18 protein-coding genes are annotated in these 17994 nt (G+C 67.3%); 10 read left to right on the forward strand and 8 right to left on the reverse strand.

Translation table 11 applies throughout. From position 1 onward, the window contains the following. Nucleotides 1–111: 111 nt before the first annotated feature. Together AC1RT8_RS13890 and AC1RT8_RS13895 are read right to left on the reverse strand one after the other, a co-directional pair. The gene (locus tag AC1RT8_RS13890; RefSeq protein ID WP_493076254.1) at nt 112–540 is read right to left on the reverse strand and encodes a nucleoside deaminase; all 429 of its coding nucleotides are present in this window, start codon (nt 538–540) and stop codon (nt 112–114) included. Nucleotides 541–616: 76 nt separating this feature from the next. After that, the gene (locus AC1RT8_RS13895) at nt 617–898 is read right to left on the reverse strand and encodes a hypothetical protein (protein WP_493076255.1); all 282 of its coding nucleotides are present in this window, start codon (nt 896–898) and stop codon (nt 617–619) included. 172 nt (nt 899–1070) lie between these two features. Between AC1RT8_RS13895 and rpmB the strand changes: the two genes are divergently transcribed. After that, complete coding sequence (gene rpmB / locus AC1RT8_RS13900) at nt 1071–1370, forward strand: 50S ribosomal protein L28 (protein WP_272624386.1); 300 nt, start codon at nt 1071–1073, stop codon at nt 1368–1370. Nucleotides 1371–1435: 65 nt separating this feature from the next. On the opposite strand, the gene AC1RT8_RS13905 is transcribed toward rpmB, so the two are convergent. Continuing rightward, entirely contained in the window at nt 1436–2446 is a 1011-nt protein-coding gene (locus AC1RT8_RS13905) for an esterase-like activity of phytase family protein (protein WP_493076256.1), read from the reverse strand. Nucleotides 2447–2587: 141 nt separating this feature from the next. Between AC1RT8_RS13905 and AC1RT8_RS13910 the strand changes: the two genes are divergently transcribed. After that, nucleotides 2588–2986 carry a glycine zipper 2TM domain-containing protein gene (locus tag AC1RT8_RS13910; protein ID WP_493076257.1) on the forward strand — a complete coding sequence of 133 codons (399 nt, stop codon included), beginning with the start codon at nt 2588–2590 and terminating at the stop codon, nt 2984–2986. A 201-nt stretch (nt 2987–3187) separates the two neighbouring features. Here AC1RT8_RS13910 and phbB read toward each other — a convergent pair whose 3' ends face one another. From phbB to AC1RT8_RS13930, 4 genes are all read right to left on the reverse strand, one after another. Next, nucleotides 3188–3910 carry an acetoacetyl-CoA reductase gene (phbB, locus tag AC1RT8_RS13915; RefSeq protein ID WP_493076258.1) on the reverse strand — a complete coding sequence of 241 codons (723 nt, stop codon included), beginning with the start codon at nt 3908–3910 and terminating at the stop codon, nt 3188–3190. A 34-nt stretch (nt 3911–3944) separates the two neighbouring features. After that, on the reverse strand, nt 3945–4952 hold the full coding sequence (gene hemH, locus AC1RT8_RS13920; protein ID WP_493076259.1) for a ferrochelatase: 1008 nt from the start codon (nt 4950–4952) through the stop codon (nt 3945–3947). After that, nucleotides 4949–7189 carry a xanthine dehydrogenase family protein molybdopterin-binding subunit gene (locus AC1RT8_RS13925; RefSeq protein ID WP_493076260.1) on the reverse strand — a complete coding sequence of 747 codons (2241 nt, stop codon included), beginning with the start codon at nt 7187–7189 and terminating at the stop codon, nt 4949–4951. Before AC1RT8_RS13925 ends, hemH begins: the two co-directional genes overlap by 4 nt. A 179-nt stretch (nt 7190–7368) precedes the next feature. Continuing rightward, nucleotides 7369–9066 carry a class I adenylate-forming enzyme family protein gene (locus AC1RT8_RS13930; protein ID WP_493076261.1) on the reverse strand — a complete coding sequence of 566 codons (1698 nt, stop codon included), beginning with the start codon at nt 9064–9066 and terminating at the stop codon, nt 7369–7371. A gap of 76 nt (nt 9067–9142) precedes the next feature. Here AC1RT8_RS13930 and lgt point away from each other — a divergent pair, with 76 nt between their 5' ends. From lgt to AC1RT8_RS13965, 7 genes are all read left to right on the forward strand, one after another. After that, nucleotides 9143–10009: a prolipoprotein diacylglyceryl transferase gene (lgt, locus tag AC1RT8_RS13935; RefSeq protein WP_493076523.1), complete on the forward strand. Its 867-nt coding sequence runs from the start codon at nt 9143–9145 to the stop codon at nt 10007–10009. 58 nt (nt 10010–10067) lie between these two features. Next, a complete protein-coding gene (locus tag AC1RT8_RS13940; RefSeq protein WP_493076262.1) occupies nt 10068–11153 on the forward strand; it encodes a class I SAM-dependent methyltransferase in 1086 nt (361 codons plus the stop codon). Next, nucleotides 11150–11659 carry a GNAT family N-acetyltransferase gene (locus AC1RT8_RS13945; RefSeq protein WP_493076263.1) on the forward strand — a complete coding sequence of 170 codons (510 nt, stop codon included), beginning with the start codon at nt 11150–11152 and terminating at the stop codon, nt 11657–11659. Before AC1RT8_RS13940 ends, AC1RT8_RS13945 begins: the two co-directional genes overlap by 4 nt. Beyond that, nucleotides 11656–12174, forward strand: coding sequence for a GNAT family N-acetyltransferase (locus AC1RT8_RS13950; protein WP_493076264.1), 519 nt, complete (start codon nt 11656–11658; stop codon nt 12172–12174). Before AC1RT8_RS13945 ends, AC1RT8_RS13950 begins: the two co-directional genes overlap by 4 nt. Continuing rightward, on the forward strand, nt 12171–12932 hold the full coding sequence (gene pgeF / locus AC1RT8_RS13955; RefSeq protein WP_493076265.1) for a peptidoglycan editing factor PgeF: 762 nt from the start codon (nt 12171–12173) through the stop codon (nt 12930–12932). The genes AC1RT8_RS13950 and pgeF overlap by 4 nt, the downstream gene beginning before the upstream one ends. Nucleotides 12933–13383: 451 nt before the next feature. Continuing rightward, nucleotides 13384–14712 (forward strand): cystathionine gamma-synthase family protein, encoded by a 1329-nt coding sequence (locus AC1RT8_RS13960; RefSeq protein WP_493076266.1) that lies wholly within the window; start codon nt 13384–13386, stop codon nt 14710–14712. Between the two features lie 120 nt (nt 14713–14832). Continuing rightward, on the forward strand, nt 14833–15606 hold the full coding sequence (locus AC1RT8_RS13965) for a hypothetical protein (protein ID WP_493076267.1): 774 nt from the start codon (nt 14833–14835) through the stop codon (nt 15604–15606). 96 nt (nt 15607–15702) lie between these two features. Here AC1RT8_RS13965 and AC1RT8_RS13970 read toward each other — a convergent pair whose 3' ends face one another. Further along, the gene (locus tag AC1RT8_RS13970) at nt 15703–17019 is read right to left on the reverse strand and encodes an NAD(P)/FAD-dependent oxidoreductase (RefSeq protein ID WP_493076268.1); all 1317 of its coding nucleotides are present in this window, start codon (nt 17017–17019) and stop codon (nt 15703–15705) included. A gap of 139 nt (nt 17020–17158) precedes the next feature. On the opposite strand from AC1RT8_RS13970, the gene AC1RT8_RS13975 reads away from it, so the two are divergent. Then, nucleotides 17159–17950, forward strand: coding sequence for a hypothetical protein (locus tag AC1RT8_RS13975; RefSeq protein WP_493076269.1), 792 nt, complete (start codon nt 17159–17161; stop codon nt 17948–17950). Nucleotides 17951–17994: the final 44 nt, after the last annotated feature.

A 17994-nucleotide genomic window follows, 5' to 3' on the forward strand; every position in this document is an offset into this window, starting at 1 on the left:
AGGAGAGGGCTCGGTCGGAACGGGCGGTGGGACTCATGCGAACCGTTCCGACCGAGCCTTCTCCCCCTCGCTGCTGCGCAGCTCGGCCCTCTCCCCGACGGGAGAGGGCGTTTAGCGCCGCGCCGCGAAGAAATCTCTCAACAGCGCGCCCGCCTCAGCCTCGCCGATCCCCGGATAGACCTCGGGCCGGTGATGCACCGTCGGCTGGGCGAACAGCCGCGGGCCATGCTCGACCGCGCCGCCCTTGGGGTCGCTGGCGCCGTAATAGAGCCGTGCGATCCGGGCATGGGCGATCGCCCCCGCGCACATCGCGCACGGCTCCAAGGTCACCCACAGGTCGCAATCGGACAGCCGGTCGCCGCCGATCGCCTCGGCCGCGGCGCGAATCGCCAGCATCTCGGCATGGGCGGTCGGATCGTGCAGCGCGCGCGGCGCATTGGCGGCGACCGCCAGAATCCTGCCGTCGAGGACGACAGCCGCGCCGACAGGCACTTCCCCCGCGGCAGCGGCCTGGGCGGCTGCGTCGAGCGCAGCGCGCATCGGGGCGGGAATCGGGAACACGCCGCCTCTTGCCCCAGCAGCGCCGCCCGGACCAGTCCGGGCGGCGCGCAGGACCTTATTGGGCGGTGTTGCTCGCCGCGTCGGCGGGCTTGTTCATCGTCACCGTCGGCACGGTGATCGTCTTCTCGGTGGTGGTGACGGTCGGGACCTCGATCGTCTTGTTCGTCGTGCCGACGCTCACCGTGGCGATATTGGCATCGACCGACGGCGCGGCGCCGCCATTGACGCTGATGCTGGGCAGCGAGCCAGGCGTGGTCTTGAGGGTCAACAGGCCGAGCGACAGCATCACGGCGACGACGACGGCGGCGATTCCAACCAGGGCTAGCAGGGCGCGCATGGGCATTCTCCAAATCGAGGTAATCGAATCGTTACCGTAATTAACCTACATCGCCGCACTAGGTTGCATGGGTAAAGCCTGAATCGGTTGACGCACTGTCCCGTTACGGCTATCCGCGCCGCCTTTACGGGACCAGCCAGCTCGGTCTGGCCGAAACTCAGGAATACGACTCATGTCGCGCATTTGCGAGCTGACCGGCAAGGGCCGGCTGGTGGGAAACAACGTCTCCCACGCCAACAACAAGACCAAGCGTACCTTTCTGCCGAATCTGCAGAACGTCACGCTGATGTCCGAAGCGCTGGGTACCAGCGTCAAGCTGCGCGTCTCGACGCACGGCCTGCGTTCGGTCGAGCATGTCGGCGGCCTCGACAACTGGCTGGTCAAGACCTCGGACGACAAGCTGTCGCTTCGTGCACGCCGCCTGAAGCGCGACGTCCGCAAGAAGCTCGGCACCGTCGCGGTGGCCGCCTAACCTTTTCGATTCGGTTCGAAAAAACAAATGGCCTGCTTCCCGTGGGAAGCGGGCCATTTTGCGTGTCAGCGCCGCCCCTGCTGGCGAATTGGGGCCGGCGGATCGGGCTCAAGCCTGAATTTCAGTAACAGGCTGCGCTGCAGGAACAGCTGATTGTCGTCGGACACGATCCAGACGATGGTCGCCTTGCCCTCCCGCGTCACCGCCACACCTTCGAAATTGTCATGGAGCAGCGGCTTGGCCAGGGTCGCGATCTCGCGCCCGCGCACCACCGCGCCCGGGCGAATCGCGCGCGGATCGATCACCGTCAGCTTCGCCGAGAAATTGAACGGCAGGGCGAATCGCCGGTTGAGCACCAGCAGCCTGCCATCGGGCAGCACCGCCATGTCGCTCGGATCATAATGCGCCGGCGGCACATAGCTGAAGCGGAAGCCCTTGTTCGGCCGCTCCGCCGGATCGCCCGCAAAACGAATCGCTGCCCTGCCCTTGCGGCCCGGCCAGGGCTCCCGTTCCCCGATCACGATGAATCCGCCGTCGGGCAGGCGCGCCATCGCCTCCGCCCCGGTATTGGTCGGCCAATCCGCCATGGCGGGCGGCGCTGCATGTGCCGCGCCGCGCGCGAAACCGGGCGAGAAGCGCCAGATCGCATTCGCCCGCTCGAATCCGACCCAGAGCCGGCCGGTCTTCGGGTCGATGGCCAGCGATTCGCTGTCGCGGTCCTGCTTGAGCCAGCCCGTGCCGGGCCCGGCGGGCAGTTCGGCAAAACCTCGCTCGCTCAGGCGCCCGTGCGAATCCATCCGGAAGCGCACGATATTGCCGCCGTCGCTGAGCAGGGTGAAGCGGTCGCCCGAAACGGCAAGCGCCGAGAAACCGCCAAAGGCGGAGTCCCGGCTCGTCAACTCCACCCCGCCGAGCCAGGTCAGTTGCCCCACACGCTTCAGCGCCGGGTCCGCTTCGTCGAGCGGGATCCGCTTCGCGTCGAACACAGGATCCGGCCCAAGCAGCGCCAGCCTCTTCTCCCCCATCCATGGCGGCGTCAGGAAAAGGAGCAGCAGGACTGAGGCGAGGATGCGCATTGCCATCGCCCTGATCGACCTGCGGCGCGGGCGCAACCGCCTTCCGCATCATGAACGCCGCCTAACGACTCCATTCAGGACGGGCTCAAACCGACTCACCCATAAGGGCTCCAACGACACGGCATTCAGAGGAGACTCGCCATGTTCAAGAAACTGTCCCTGGCCGGTGCGGCCCTCGCGATGAGTGCCACCGCCCTGATCCCCGCGACGCCCGCCGCCGCGCAGAATTACGACCGCCATTATCGCGGCGACCGTTACGACAGCCGTTACGACGGGGGCTATCGCGACTATGACCGCGGCTATCGCGACGATCGCGGCTATGACAGCCGCCGGAACTATCGCGGCTATAACCGCAGCTACCGTGCGCGTTGCAACAACGACACCGGCACGGTGGTCGGCGCGATCGCCGGCGGCCTGCTGGGCAACACCGTTGCGGGCCGTGGCGACCGCCTGCTGGGCACGGTGCTCGGCGCCGGTGCCGGCGCGCTGGCCGGCCGCGCGATCGATCGCTCGGACGATCCGCGCTACTGCCGCCGCTAATGAAAACCCTCGCGTGGTGTAACGAGGGCGAGGGCCGGTGCCGCGAGGTGCCGGCCCTCAACCTTTGTGGAGTCCTTCCAAGTCACCCAATCGGCGCGCCGGCGGCAAAGCCGTCGTCGGTCGGGTTGGGCAAGCCCACCCGCCGGCCGTGCCGGTTGCTGCGCTATGCGCACCGGCGGCACGCAGTGCCGCCTGCAACCGTCAGTACATATGCTGCCCGCCATTGATCGACAAAGTCGACCCGGTCACGAACCCGCCCTCTTCCGAGCACAGGAACGCAACGCCGCGCGCAATCTCATGCGCCTGGCCGAGCCGCCCGACCGGGATCTTCGCCACGATCTTCTCCAGCACGTCGGCCGGCACCGCCGCGACCATGTCGGTATCGATATAGCCTGGCGCGATCGCGTTGACCGTCACTCCGGCCCGCGCGCCTTCCTGCGCCAGCGCCTTGGTGAAGCCGTGGATGCCCGATTTCGCGGCGGCATAATTGACCTGGCCGTACTGGCCGGCCTGGCCGTTGATCGACCCGATATTGACGATCCGCCCCCATTTCCGCTCGCGCATGCCGGGGAACACGGCCTTGGCCATGTTGAAGCAACCGCCGAGATTGGTGTCCATGACCTCCTTCCACATCTGGTAGGTCATCTTCAGGATCGTGCCGTCGCGGGTGATGCCAGCATTGTTGACCACCACATCGACCGGGCCGAGTTCCTCGGCGACCGTCCCGCAGCCGGCCTGGCAGGCGTCGTAGTCGCCCACGTCCCATTTATACGCGGCGATGCCGGTGCGATCGGTGAACTCGCGGGCGCGCTCGTCATTGCCGGCATAATTGGCCGCGACGGTCATCCCCATGTCCTTGAGCGCGAGGCTGATCGCCTCGCCGATTCCGCGGGTGCCGCCGGTGACGATCGCGACGCGTGCCATATCTCTCTCCTGGAATCATTGCCCGGGGATCAGGCTAGGCGGGCCGGTTCCAGCCTTCAAGCTCTCGTTGCAGCAATGTGCGCAACATTTCCATGCCCGTCGGACTGTCGTTGAGACAGGGCAGATAGGCGAAATCCGTCCCACCCGCCGCGAGGAAGCTCTCCCGCCCCCGGATGTTCAACTCCTCCAGCGTCTCCAGGCAGTCGGCGGAGAAGCCGGGCGAGACGATCGCGACCTTCGTCACGCCCTTGCCCGGCAGCCCTTCGAGCGTCCTGTCGGTGGCGGGTTCGAGCCATTTCGCCCGCCCGAAGCGCGACTGGAAGGCGACGATCAGCTCCCGCCCCAACGCTTCGCCGAGCAGCCGCGCCGTCTTCCGGCAATGGCAATGATAGGGATCGCCCAGCTCGAGCGTCCGCTGCGGCATGCCGTGGAAGCTGGCGACGATCGCCTGGGGCTCGAAGTCGAGCGTGGCGAGCGACGCCTCCACCGAGGCCTTCAAGGCGGCGATATACATCGGCTCGTCATGATAGGATGGCAAGGTGCGTACTGCCGGCTGCCAGCGCATGCCGGCCAGCGCCTCGAACGCCTTGTCGTTCGCCGTCGCGGTCGTCGCTGCGCAATATTGCGGATAGAGCGGTGCGAGCAGGATTCGCTCGCACCCCGCCTGTTTCATCGCCGCCAGCCTGGCGCCGATCGCCGGGTTGCCGTAGCGCATCGCCCAATCGACCATCACGTCGGGTCCGAACGCGCCCTGAAGCGCCGTCGCCTGAGCCCGGGTGATCGCGGCAAGCGGCGATCCGTCCTCGCGCCACACCAGGCCATAGGCATGCGCCGACTTTTTTGGACGCGTCTTCAAGATGATACCGCGCAATATCGGTTGCCACAGGATCGGTGGTATCTCGACCACGCGGCGGTCGGACAGAAATTCGGCCAGATAGCGCTTCACCGACCCGGCATCGGGCGCATCGGGCGTGCCGAGATTGATCAGCAGCACTCCCACTTTGGGCGAAGGGATGGCCGGATGGCCCGCCGGGAGGATCATGCCTCGCCGGGGGTCAGCGGAAGGGTGCGCATGCGGAAACCCGTGGAGGCCTGAAGCGCATTGGCGATGGCGGGGGCGATCGGCGGTACGCCCAGCTCGCCGACGCCGCCGGGATCGGCCTCGCTGCGGATCATCTCGATCGTGATATCGGGCGTATCGGCCAGGCGCGGCAGGCCGATATCGCCGAAGGTGCGCGCATCGGCGACATTCTCGGTAAAGGTCGTCGCGCCGCCCAAAGCCGCCCCCATGCCGAAGATCAGCCCACCCTCGATCTGCTGGCGGACCACATCGGGATTGACCTGGCGCCCGCAATCGACCGCCGCGACGATCCGGTCGACCACCGCCCGCTGGCCTTCGTCGATATGCGCCTCGGCCAGCACCGCGATATGGCTGCCGCGAAAGCTGTGACAGGCGATGCCCTGACCGCTGCCCTGGATGCCGCCCTCCCAGCCGCCGAGCGACGCGGCGGTCGACAGGCAACGCGCCAGCCGCGCATCGCCACCGAGCATGCCGATGCGGAACGACAGGGGCTCGGTCCCGGCGACATGCGCCAGCTCGTCGAGGAAACATTCGGTGAAGAAGCTGGTGTAGCTGTGCGCGCCGGAGCGCCAATGGCCGGTCGGCACGCCGATCTCGGCCGGATGGTGATCGATGGCGTAAGAGGGGATGCGGTAGAAGGGCTTGGCCCCCGCCACCGCATAGCCGTCCCCCACCCCCGGCAGCGCGAGCGCTGCCTGCGCTGCCTTGTCGGCCCCCATCAGCCGCCCGGCAAGCTCTCGCCCGGTGGTCGGGGCGGCGATCTTGGCGAGCCAGCCGAGGATCTGCCCGTTGGGCCCGAGCCGCGCCGACATGCGCGCGGCGGCCGGCGGGCGGTAGCGGTCGTGCATCATGTCCTCGCTGCGCGACCAGACGAGCTGGACCGGGCGCTTGAGCTTCTCGGCAAGGATTGCCGCCTGCTCGGCGGCAAGATGTTCGAGATTGGCGCCGAACGACCCACCGATCAGCATCGGATGGACCACGACATTGTCCTCCGAGAGGCCGAGCACCCCCGCCGCCGCGGCCCGGGCGAGCCCCGGCGCCTGGGTCGGCAGCCAGAGCTGGAGCCGGCCATCGGCATAATGCGCGGTGGCGGTCATCGTCTCGACCGCGGCATGGACCGCGAGGCCGGCGCGATATTCGGCGGTGACCAGCCGGGCGCCCTTGAACGCGGCGGAGAGGTCGCCCTCCGCCGCCATGCGCTCGCCGGGCCCGTCGAGCGCCGCGGTCAGCGCGTCCTCGATACCGCTCGAACTGATGATCGCGCCCCGCGTCTCGAAGCGCGGGCGCATCGCCGCGAGCGCCTGGTTCGCCGCCCACCAGTTGCTGCCGATCGCCGCAACCCATTTGTCGTTGGTCGCGACCGACAGCACGCCGCGGATCCGGTCGGCGGCGGCGCGATCGACGCTGATCAGCTTCGAGTCGCCCACCGGCCCCTGGCGGATCGCGGCGAAGACCATATCGGGCAGGCGGACATCGCCGGCGAAATTGGCCGAGCCGTCGACCTTGGACGGCACGTCGAGCCGGGGCAGCGACTGGCCGAGCAGGCGGTTGGTGTCGCCGCTGCGCAGCGGCAGCGGGTTGGGCAGCGATCCGCCGACAGCGGCGGCCGCGAGTTCGCCGAAGCGCAGCCGGTCGGTGCCGTGGATGACGAAACCGCCCGCCGTGCCGCAGGCCTGCCAATCGACCTTCCAGCGCTTCGCCGCAGCCTTGCACAGCAATACCCGCGCCGCCGCGCCCGCATTGCGCAGATCGCCCTCGAACGCGCGCACCGAGGTCGACCCGCCGGTCAGCACCAGTGCGGTACGCGACGCATGGCCCGAGCGGAGCGGTGCCGGCAGCGTGTCGAACACGCCCTCGAACAGCACGTCGGCCGCCATCGGGTTGGCGTAGAGCGGGTTGAGCGGCGCCGGCTGCACCGCGACGGTGCGCCAGTCCGCGCCAAGCTCGTCGGCCAGGATCTGCGGCAGGGTGGTATAGACGCCCTGGCCATGCTCGGCCTGCGGCACCGCCACGGTGACATGCCCGTCGGTGCCGATCTTCAGCCAGGCACCGAAGATCGTCTCGCCCTTCGCGGCGGTGAGGTTGGGCGCATAGTTGCGCGGCCAGACGCCCCAGGCGACGAACAGGCCCAGCCCGACGCCACCGCCGATCAGCAGCTTACGCCGGTCGAGGTTCGGGAGTGCGTCAGGGACCGCCATCATGCTGCTCTATCGTGGCGAAGGGGGCGGGGAAAGGGCAGGGGCTTTCAAGTCCGTCATGCCGGACTTGTTCCGGCATCCACCGGCCCACAAGAGCCGAAACCTGTTGGTAAGCGGCGCGGTGGACCCCGGAACAAGTCCGGGGTGACGATTCAAGCCGGATTGACGCGGACTCGGGATCAGCCAGCCTCAGCCGCCGCGATGGCCTGATATTTCGCGCGCAGGCCGACCTTGTCGATCTTCTCGGTCCCCAGCCGGGGCAGCGGTTCCGCCGAGGTCCAGATGCGCTGCGGCACCTTGAACGCCGCGATATGCGCGTAGAGATAGGCGCAGAGCTGTTCGGGGGTCAGGTCCTCGCCGTCGCGATACTTCACCACCGCACCCGGCACTTCACCGAACCGTTCGTCGGGCAGGCCGAACACCGCTGCCTCGGCCACGGCGGGATGTTCGTAGATCGCGGCTTCGACTTCCTGGCAGGAGATGTTCTCGCCGCCGCGGATGATGATGTCCTTCTTGCGGTCGACGATGAAGAGATAGCCGTCCTCGTCGAGATAGCCGATGTCGCCGCTGAGGAAATAGCGGTCGGCGGTGAAGGCGGCCGCGGTCGCCTCGGGCCGGTTCCAATATTCCTTGAAGTTGGCGACCGAGCGGATCGCGACTTCGCCTCGCGCGCCCGGCGCGACGGGCCGGCCCATCGCGTCGAGGATGGCAAGATCGACCAGAGGCGCCGAGGCGCGGCCGGTCGAATTGGGCTTGGCGAGATAATTGTCGCGCCAGTTGCCGCAGCCGATGCCGTTGGTTTCGGTCAGACCGTAACCGAGCAACGGCGCGCCGCCGCCCATCTCCTCCTTGATCCGCCTGACATGCTCGACCGGGCGCGGCGCGCCGCCCGCGGCGAAATCGGTGACGGTGGAGAGGTTGTAGTTCGGCCGGTTGGGATGGGTGAGGATCTCGAAGCTCATCAGCGGCACGCCGACGAAATAGGTGATCGCTTCCTTCTCGATCAGCCGCATCGCTTCCTCGGCATCCCATTTCGGCATCAGCACCAGCTTGCGGCCCATGGCGAAGCTCTGGAGGAACACCGGCACTTCCGCGGTCACATGGAACAGTGGCACGTTGAGCAGGGTGGCGGGCTGGCCCTCCGGCGGATTGCCGTCCTGGGTCGCGATGCCGAGCATCACCAGCGCCTGGGCGAGATAGTTGAACACCGCCTGCAGCACCGCGCGGTGATCGCTGAGCGCGCCCTTGGACTGGCCGGTCGACCCCGAGGTGAACAGGATCGTCGCATTGTCGTCCCCGGTGAGCGCGGGCAGCGGGACCCTGGGCCAGCTATGCGTGATCACGTGCATCGCCCTGGCCAGCGGCAGCGAGTCGTCGATCTCGACCACCGGCACGGCCGGCCCCTCGATCGCCGCGAGCCGTTTCGCGCGCGGCGGATCGGCGAACACCAGGGTGCAATCGACATCGGCGATCGCCTCGGCCAGCTCGGCCGATTGCCACCAGCCGTTGAGCAGGGTCGCGACCCCGCCCGCCATGGTGATGCCCATATAGAGCGTGATCCAGGACGGTGAGTTGCGCATCGCGATCCCGACCCGCTCGCCCGCCTGCAGCCCCTCGCCGACCAGGGTCCGCGCGACCTTCTCCGCCTCGGCATAGACTTCGGCGAAGGTCAGCCGTTCCTCGCCGGCGACGAGGAAGACCTTGTCCTTATGCTCGGCGGCATAATGCGCGAAATAGTGCGGCAGCGCGGGCGGGACGGTCGCGATCAACGGCAAATCGACTCCGTTCAGCGCGATCGAGCCAAGCGCCAGCGGCGCGCCTTCCCCCGTCAGCCCGGCCAGCCCTTCGTCCATTCGGCGGTCAAGCTCGGTGCGCATGCTCTCTCCCCTTGGGTTTGTCGTTACCGGCCTTTATGGAGGCGCGAACCCTTGGGGAAAAGCCTTGATCCTGACCATGCTCGCCAGCGCGCAGAACCATATCCATTTCGAGAGCCTCCACCTCCATCCGGTGGCGGTGTCGCTCGGCTTCTTCGACATCAAATGGTATTCGCTCGCCTATATCTCGGGCATCCTGCTCGGCTGGTGGTATCTGCTCAAGCTGATCGCCCAGCCCGGCAGCCCGATGGCGCGGCGCCATGCCGACGACCTGGTGTTCTATGCGACGCTCGGCATCATCCTGGGCGGGCGGATCGGCTATGCGATCTTCTACGCGCCCGGCATGTTCCTCAATCCGCTGCAGATCCTGAAGCTGTGGGACGGCGGCATGTCCTTCCATGGCGGGATGATCGGCACCTCGCTCGGCATCATCCTGTTCGCACGGCGGCAACAGCTCGACTGGCTGCGCATCCATGATTATCTCGCCTGCTGCGTGCCCTTCGGCCTGTTCTTCGGCCGGCTCGCCAATTTCGTGAACGGCGAACTCTGGGGCAAGCCGACCGACGTCGCCTGGGCGATCGTCTTCCCGCGCACCGTGGCCGGCGGCCTTGATCCGGCGCGCCACCCCAGCCAGCTCTACGAGGCCGGGCTGGAAGGCATCGTGCTGTTCGCGATCCTGTGGTTCGCCTTCTGGCGCACCAAGGCACGTTACGATCCGGGCAAGCTGGTCGGCCTGTTCCTGTTCTTCTACGGCCTGGCCCGCTTCACGGTCGAATTCTTCCGCGAGCCCGATTCGCAGCTCGTCGCGTTCGCCCAGGCGACCGGCCTGCACATGGGCCAATGGCTGACCGTGCCGATGATCGCCGGCGGCGTCTATCTGATCGCGACCTCGAAGAAGCGCCGCGAGCGCGTGGAGCCCATCGCCGGGAGCGAGAGCGTCGCCTGATCTTCCTCCCCTCCCGCTTGCGGGAGGGGCCGGAGGAGGGCATGTCGCCACCGAACCGATGGAACCCACAAGCCCTCCCCTAACCCCTCCCGCAAGCGGGAGGGGGATTGAAGCGCCGCTCGCCGACCGCCTCGCCCGCGCGATAACGCTGGCGGGGCCGATCTCGATCGCCCAATTCATGTCGGCCGCCAATGCGCATTATTATGCGACGCGCGATCCGCTCGGGGCGGCGGGCGACTTCACCACCGCACCCGAGATCAGCCAGATGTTCGGCGAGCTGATCGGCCTGTGGTGCGCCGACCTGTGGGACCGTGCCGGGCGCCCCGACATCGCCTGGGTCGAGCTGGGCCCCGGTCGCGGCACGCTCGCGGCCGATGCGCTGCGCGCGATGGCGAAGGCCGGCCTGACCCCGCCAGTGCATTTCGTCGAGACGAGCCCGACGCTCCGCGCTGCCCAGGCGGAGAGGGTGCCGGCGGCAGCCTGGCACGACGACGTCTCGACTCTGCCGGACGATCGCCCACTGATCATCCTCGCCAACGAGTTTTTCGACGCGCTGCCGATCCGCCAGCTCGTCCGCGCGCTCGACGTCTGGCACGAGCGCTTCGTCGCCTGCCAGGACGTGCTGTTCCTCCCGATCGCGGGCAAGCAGGTGCCGTCCGAGATCATCCCCGAGGCGCTGCGCGACGTGCCGCCCGGTTCCGTGATCGAGACCTCGCCGGCCAGCGTCGCGGTGATGCGGGCGCTCGCCGCCACGATCGCGCGACAGGGCGGCGCTGTACTCGCGATCGACTATGGCTATGAGGGGCCGGCGATCGGCGACACGCTCCAGGCGGTGCGCGGTCACCGCTTCGCCAACCCCTTCGACCAGCCGGGAGAACAGGACCTGACCGCCCATGTCGACTTTGCGACGCTTGCCGCCGCCGCCCGGATGGAGGGCGTGTTCGCTTATGGCCCGATCGGCCAGGGCGCGCTGCTGACCGCGCTCGGCGTCGATGCCCGCGCCGCCGCGCTCGCCAACGCGGCGCCCGACCGCGCCGACTCGATCGCCGCCGATCGCGAGCGGCTGACCGTCGCGATGGGGACCTTGTTCAAGGCACTGGCCATCACCGCGCCGGGCTGGCCGACACCGGCAGGCTTCTCATGATCAGCTATCGCGACGCCCGCACGATCGACGGCCCGGCGCTCTCCGCCATGGCGCGGCGGTCCTTCACCGAGACCTTCGGCAATCTCTATCGCCAGTCCGATCTCGCCGCCTTTCTCGACGAGGCGTTCGGCGCGAACGGCCTGCCCTCGCAATTGTCCGACCCCGACTTCACCGTCCGCCTCGCGCTCGACGAGGGGGAGATCATCGGCTTCGCCAAGATGGGCCCGGTCACTTTCCCCGGCGAATGGCGTCCCGACGCGATCGAGCTCTACCAATTCTATGTGCTCGGCCCGTGGCAGGGCCAGGGCGTCGCGCCGGCGCTGATGGACTGGGCGCTCCAGCATTCGCGCGATCACGGCGCGAAGGAGATCATCCTCAGCGTCTATGTCGACAATCACCGCGCCCGGCGCTTTTACGAACGCTATGGCTTTCAGGAGATCGGGCGCTACGCCTTCCGGGTCGGCGAGACGATCGACGACGACCGGATCATGCGGCTGGTGCTGTGACCGTCACCTATCGCACCCCCGACGCCGCCGACGGCCCGGCATTGTCGGCCATGGCGCGGCAGGCATTTGTCGACAGCTTCGCCGGGGTGATCGATCCCGAACCGCTCGCGGTCTATCTCGAACAGGCTTACGGCCCCGCCGGCCAGATGCAGCGCGATCTGGGCGACCCGGCGATCGACTGGCGCGCCGCCTATCTGGACGGGGTGCCGGCCGGCTATATCAAGCTCTCGGCGATGACCCTGGACTTCGAGATGGCCGACCCCCGCGCCATGGAACTGCGCCAGCTCTATGTCGTCGAGGCCTGCAAGGGCCAGGGCGTGGCCGATGCGCTGACCGAATGGCTGATCGCTACGGCCCGCTCGCGCGGCGCCCCCGAAATCTACCTCGCGGTGTTCGACCATAACCAGCGCGCCAAGCGATTCTATGCGCGGCACGGCTTTGTGGAGGTCGGGCGCTGCGATTTCGTCACCGGGCCGCAGGTCCATGACGACCGCATCTGGCGTAAGATATTGTGAGCGGCGTGGAGATCATCCGGGCAAAGGCGCTCGACGGCGTGTCGCACGGCTTTCTCGGCCGGCGCGGCGGGGTTTCGGCCGGGCTCCATGCCGGGCTCAATGTCGGCATCGGATCAGACGACGATGCCGAAGCCGTGGCGGACAATCGCCGGCGCGCGACCGAGGCGGTGCTGCCGGGCGCGCGGCTGGTCACGCTCTTCCAGACTCATTCAGCCGATGTCGTGCGGGCGCTGACCGCGTTCGACGACCGCCCGCCGGGTGATGCGCTGGTCACCGACCGGCCCGGGCTTGCGCTCGGCATCCTCACCGCCGACTGTGCCCCGGTGCTGCTCGCCGACCGCGAGGCCGGCGTGGTCGGTGCGGCGCATGCGGGATGGAAGGGCGCGATCGGCGGCGTCACCGACGCGGCGATCGCCGCGATGGAAAAGCTCGGCGCGCGGCGCGACCGCATCGCCGCCGCGGTCGGCCCGTGCATCGCCCGGTCGAGCTATGAGGTCGACGACGGTTTCGCCCGACGCTTCGAGGCCGACGATCCCGCCAACGAACGCTTCTTCGCGCCCGGCAAGCCCGGCCATCACCAGTTCGACCTCGAAGCCTATGTCGCTCATCGCCTCGCCAAAGCCGGGCTCGCCCGGATCGAGATGCTGGGCCTCGACACCTATGCCGATGAGGACCGTTTCTTCAGCTTCCGCCGCGCCACGCATCGCGGCGAGCCGGGATATGGACGGCAGATCTCGATCATCGGGATCGCCGGCTGACCCCGCATTTTGCCCAACACGGAAGCCCTTTTCCGACAGTGTTTTTTTCTTCCGCTGTTATGTTGGATTTTCGGGGCCATTTTCCCACGATAGTTCAGTGCGTTATTGGCCACTTTCCCTGTTACGCATAACAGCGGAAAAAATTCGCGCCTTACCGCTGTTCCACGGCGCAATTTTCCCCTGATCGACGGCGAAAACCGTCCAACATTCTGATCACGATGGGAAAGAGCAGGAGGGCGCTGGAAGGCGCCGTCCGACGCCCTGATGCCGCGATTGCCGCCTATCTTGAATCGGCGAAATTCTCGCCGGTGCCGACGGAACGCGCGACGTATCGATCCGTTACCGGAACGACGGGCTATCCGCGACGTTGCCTTGCCGGCCGCGCAGCAAGGTATCAAATGTGACTATCTCGCGCTAGGACGGCGCATTCTCTCTTACCCAGGACGCATTCATGGCGATCAAGAATGAAGACGAAGCCGACCTGACCGGCGTCGCACCCCGCACCAAACCCAAGCCGTCGGTCGAGAAGATCGGCGACCGCAAGCTGAAGCCCTCCACCCTGATGATGGGCCATGGCTATGATCCGATGCTGTCGGAAGGATCGCTGAAGCCGCCGATCTTCCTCACCTCGACCTTCGTTTTCCCCAATGCCGCCGCGGGCAAGCGCCATTTCGAGGGGGTGACGGGCAAGCGCCCTGGCGGTGCCGAAGGCCTGGTCTATTCGCGCTTCAACGGGCCGAACCAGGAGATCCTCGAGGACCGGCTCGGCATCTGGGAAGACGCCGAGGACGCGCTTGCCTTCTCCTCGGGCATGTCGGCGATCGCCACCCTGTTCCTGTCGATGGTGCGGCCGGGCGACACAATCGTCCATTCCGGCCCGCTCTATGCCGCAACCGAGACGCTGATCGCGCGCATCCTCGGCCGTTTCGGGGTGCACTGGCTCGACTTCCCGGCGGGCGCGACCCGCGAGGAGATCGACGCGGTGCTGAGCAAGGCCGCTTCCGGTCGAGTCGCGTTGATCTATCTCGAAAGCCCGGCCAATCCGACCAATGCGCTGGTCGATATCCAGGCGGTTGCCGCGAGCCGCGACGCGATCTTCAAGAACGCCGCGGAAAAGCCGCCGATCGCGATCGACAACACCTTTCTCGGCCCGCTCTGGCTCAAGCCGCTGGAACACGGCGCGGACATCGTGGTCTATTCGCTGACCAAATATGCCGGCGGGCACAGCGACCTGGTCGCGGGCGGCGTGCTCGGATCGAAGGAGCACATCAACACGATCCGGCTGATGCGCAACACGATCGGCACGATCTGCGATCCGCACACCGCCTGGATGCTGATGCGCAGCCTGGAGACGCTGGAACTGCGCATGAGCCGCGCCGGCGAGAATGCGGTGAAGGTCTGCGAATTCCTGCGCAGCCACCCCAAGGTCGAGCGGGTCGGCTATCTCGGCTTCCTCGAAGGCACGCCGGGCATGGAGCGCCAGGCCGATATCTATCGCCGCCACTGCACCGGTGCCGGATCGACCTTCTCGCTGATCGTGAAGGGCGGCGAGAAGGAGGCCTTTGCGTTCCTCGACGCGCTGAAGATCGCCAAGCTGGCGGTCAGCCTGGGCGGCACCGAGACGCTGGCGAGCCATCCGGCCGCGATGACTCATTTGTCGGTACCCGATGCGCGCAAGCAGGCGCTGGGCATCACCGACAATCTGGTGCGCATCTCGATCGGCGTGGAGGATGCGGACGATCTGATCGCTGATTTCAAGCAGGCGCTGGATTCGATCTGACTCGCTTCTCCCGGGATTTGGGGCCAAGTCGGACTTATTCTTGTACGGCCGCATCCAGGCCGTTGGGTGCGCCGTACAGGAACAAGGCCGCATGACAGGCTTCAACCCGGGGGAAACGCGATGACGATCCTTGTTCGAACTGCATGCGCCACGGCCATGCTCGCCCTGTTGCCGGTCGGCGCCGCCGCGCAGATCATCGATAACCGGTTCAAGGCGATCGAGAGCATCCAGAATACCAATACAGCCTTCGCAGCGGGAAGCGTGCTGGTGCTCGGCCGCGACCCGAAGTCATCCGAGCCGTCGCAGTGGCTCACCATGATGGCCAGCCCCGAATATGGCATGTCCGAGCAGGTGTCGAAGGGCATCACCTTTCTCGACGCCGCGAAGTTCCTGAAGCTGCTGATCGCCAAACCGGTCGGCGCGGGCGTGCGGGCCGAAGCGATCGACAACGCCTTTCAGGAAGTCCATGGCCGTGCCTCCAGCCCGGTCGAGCAGGCGAGCTGGGACGCCCAGGTCAAGGCCGGCAAGGCCTGGTTCGCCTCGATCGTGGTGAAGGAGAGCGCCGCGCTGAACGCCTCGCCCGCGGCGCGCACGGCAATGATCGAGCGCGCCTATCTGCGGGCGGAGGGCCGCGCGCCCTATGCCGGCGACGCGCAATTCTGGGGCCCGAAGAACGAGCATTTCCGCGAGATCGTCGAGGCCGAACGGACCTGGCTTTATACCGGGAAGGGCGCGGGCGAACTGGCGGCCGTGGCGGGCCGGGCGTGGCTGGCGCTGTACGGCACGCCCCCGACCGACGCCAACACCAAGGCAATGCTGATCAAGGCGACGCCGACCAGGATGGTCTATGCGGAGATGCTGAAGGCCTCGAAGGCGATAAAGATCGCCCCCTAGAGCGCGTGCGACTAAAGTCGAATCGCTCTAGGTTTTTTGCCGCGTTTTCCGAGCCGCTGGCTGTTCCAGCCAGCTCGAAAACGCTCGAGCCGCGCGTCAATGCAGCTTGAGCCGCGGCCGGATGATCGTGTTGACCCGGCCGATCACGATCAGCCCGATCCCGCGCAGCCAGCCATGGATCGCGATCAGGTGCATGCGGTAGAGCGAGACATAGACGAAACGCGCCAGCCGTCCCTCGATCGCCATGCGCCCGCCGACGAGATTGCCCATCAGGCTGCCGACGGTCGAGAAGCGGCTGATCGACACCAGCGAGCCATGGTCGTGATAGACGAAGGGCTTGAGCGGCCGGCTGTTCATCAGCCGCACGAGATTGTGGAAGACGCTGGTCGCCATCTGGTGCGCCGCCTGGGCGCGCGGCGGCACCGGCCGGCCGGTCGCGGGATCAATGCAGGAGCAGCAATCGCCGAGCGCGAAGATGCGGTCGTCGAGCGTGGTCTGCAGCGTCGGCTTCACCAGCAGCTGGTTGTTGGGATTGGTCTCGAGCCCGCCGATATGATCGAGCGTCGCTGCGCCCTTCACGCCGGCCGCCCAGACGCGCAGCTCGCTGACCACCCGCTCGCCACTCGCGGTGACGATCGCTTCGTCCGTCACCTCGGTCACGCGCGTATTGGTCAGCACGCGCACGCCAAGCGTCTCCAGTTCGGACTGTGCCGCCGCCGCCAGCTTTTCAGGGAGCGCGGGCAGGATGCGCGGGCCGGCCTCGATCAGCGTCACTTCGAGCCGCTTCTCGTCGAACGTCTCCAGCCCGTAGAAGCGCAGCGCCGCCGCCGAGTTGAACAATTCGGCGGTCAGCTCGACGCCCGTCGCGCCGCCGCCGACCACCGCGACGCGGACATGCTCGTCGGACGCCGGATCGACACTCATCGCGCGCGACACGCGCAGGCAATGGTTAAGCAGGCGGTTGCGGAAGCGGTCGGCCTGGGCGCGATCGTCAAGCACCATGCAGTTCTCGCGCACGCCCGGCGTGCCGAAATCATTGGTGACCGACCCCACCGCCAGCACCAGGCAATCATAGCGGATCGGGTGGCGCGCGATCAGCTCGCTGCCGTCCTCGTCGAGCAGCGGCGCGATCCATACCTCGCGCTTGTCCCGGTCGATGCTCTCCAGCGTGCCGAGGAAGAAGCGATAGCCCCAGCGATGGCAATGGCTGCGATACCCCACCTCGTCGAGATTGGCGTCGAGCGACCCGGCCGCGACCTCGTGCAGCAGCGGCTTCCAGATATGGGTGCGGTTGCGCTCGACCAGGATGATGTCGTGACGCTTGCGGCCATATTTCGCGCCGAGCCGCCGCGCGAGCTCAAGCCCGCCGGCCCCGCCCCCGACAATCACGATCTGGATCTTGCGCTCGGTCAAAACTCATCCCCGCATGACTGGCCGAACCGGAACGATAGCAGGAGGTGACCGGCAGGCGAGGAAGATTTGGCATGGGCTGCCCGCCCTTGAACTTGGCCGGAAAGTCGATCACGCCTATCGGCGAACGACGGGGGGCCATATGACATCGCTTGACCAGCAAGGCGTGGATCCGCGTCCGTTGCTCGGCGAGTTCGCCAGCACCCTGTGGTTCCCGCATTATGCCCAGGGTGTCTGGGGCCCCTGGTCAGTGCGCATCATCGCGATGCCCTCGGCGCGCGGCTATTGGGGCCAGCTCTATCGCATGATGGGCACCGTGATCCTGCTCGGCCCGGTAGAGGATGGCGAGGCGAGCTGGATGTCGATCGTGCCGATGGAGGTCGAGAGCCAGGAGATCGGCATCGCCGCGGCGCGGGGGCATACCGTGGTGCTGGGACTCGGTATGGGCTGGTGTGCGGCGAATGTGGCGCTGAATCCGGCGGTCGACCGGGTAACGGTGGTGGAGCGCGATCCGGAGGTGATCGCGCTGATCGAGGCGCTGGGCATTGTCGGCCAATTGCCCGAGGAGGCCCGGGCGAAGATCCGCATCGTGCAGGCCGACGCGCTCGAATGGCGCCCCGACGCGCCGGTCGACAGCGTTCAGGCGGATATCTGGGCGAAGTTCGTCGAGCCGCAGAAATGGGCCGATGTCCGCCGCATGCAGGAGAATATCGGTGCGGCGAGCTTTTATTTCTGGGGGCAGGAGATGGAGCTGTGGCGGCTTGCCTGCCGGGAGGCGGGCGGCGTGCCGGAGGGGCTCGATCGGGATGGCATCGCACGGCTGGTCGAGGGCACCGGTGTGCCATTGGTTTGCCCGGACTGGCCAGATTATGGCGACCGTATCGTGGCCGCCGCGCCATGGTGGACGCCGCGCACCGATGGCTGGTGGGCCTGACCTCGGCACCGGTTGCGGTGCGCTGCCGTCGGTGAGACAAGCAG

This window comes from Sphingomonas sp. GW821-FHT10F11 (assembly GCF_058809095.1).

Excerpts from the sequence above, each read along its gene's own strand:
- AC1RT8_RS13930 (WP_493076261.1), bottom strand. The coding sequence starts at position 9,066 with ATGCGCACCGAGCTTGACCGCCGAATGGACGAAGGGCTGGCCGGGCTG.
- AC1RT8_RS13895 (WP_493076255.1), bottom strand. The coding sequence starts at position 898 with ATGCGCGCCCTGCTAGCCCTGGTTGGAATCGCCGCCGTCGTCGTCGCC.
- AC1RT8_RS13945 (WP_493076263.1), top strand. The coding sequence starts at position 11,150 with ATGATCAGCTATCGCGACGCCCGCACGATCGACGGCCCGGCGCTCTCC.
- lgt (WP_493076523.1), top strand. The coding sequence starts at position 9,143 with ATGCTCGCCAGCGCGCAGAACCATATCCATTTCGAGAGCCTCCACCTC.
- AC1RT8_RS13965 (WP_493076267.1), top strand. The coding sequence starts at position 14,833 with ATGACGATCCTTGTTCGAACTGCATGCGCCACGGCCATGCTCGCCCTG.
- AC1RT8_RS13905 (WP_493076256.1), bottom strand. The coding sequence starts at position 2,446 with ATGCGCATCCTCGCCTCAGTCCTGCTGCTCCTTTTCCTGACGCCGCCA.
- AC1RT8_RS13925 (WP_493076260.1), bottom strand. The coding sequence starts at position 7,189 with ATGGCGGTCCCTGACGCACTCCCGAACCTCGACCGGCGTAAGCTGCTG.
- rpmB (WP_272624386.1), top strand. The coding sequence starts at position 1,071 with ATGTCGCGCATTTGCGAGCTGACCGGCAAGGGCCGGCTGGTGGGAAAC.
- AC1RT8_RS13940 (WP_493076262.1), top strand. The coding sequence starts at position 10,068 with ATGGAACCCACAAGCCCTCCCCTAACCCCTCCCGCAAGCGGGAGGGGG.
- AC1RT8_RS13910 (WP_493076257.1), top strand. The coding sequence starts at position 2,588 with ATGTTCAAGAAACTGTCCCTGGCCGGTGCGGCCCTCGCGATGAGTGCC.
- hemH (WP_493076259.1), bottom strand. The coding sequence starts at position 4,952 with ATGATCCTCCCGGCGGGCCATCCGGCCATCCCTTCGCCCAAAGTGGGA.
- phbB (WP_493076258.1), bottom strand. The coding sequence starts at position 3,910 with ATGGCACGCGTCGCGATCGTCACCGGCGGCACCCGCGGAATCGGCGAG.
- AC1RT8_RS13960 (WP_493076266.1), top strand. The coding sequence starts at position 13,384 with ATGGCGATCAAGAATGAAGACGAAGCCGACCTGACCGGCGTCGCACCC.
- AC1RT8_RS13890 (WP_493076254.1), bottom strand. The coding sequence starts at position 540 with ATGCGCGCTGCGCTCGACGCAGCCGCCCAGGCCGCTGCCGCGGGGGAA.
- AC1RT8_RS13975 (WP_493076269.1), top strand. The coding sequence starts at position 17,159 with ATGACATCGCTTGACCAGCAAGGCGTGGATCCGCGTCCGTTGCTCGGC.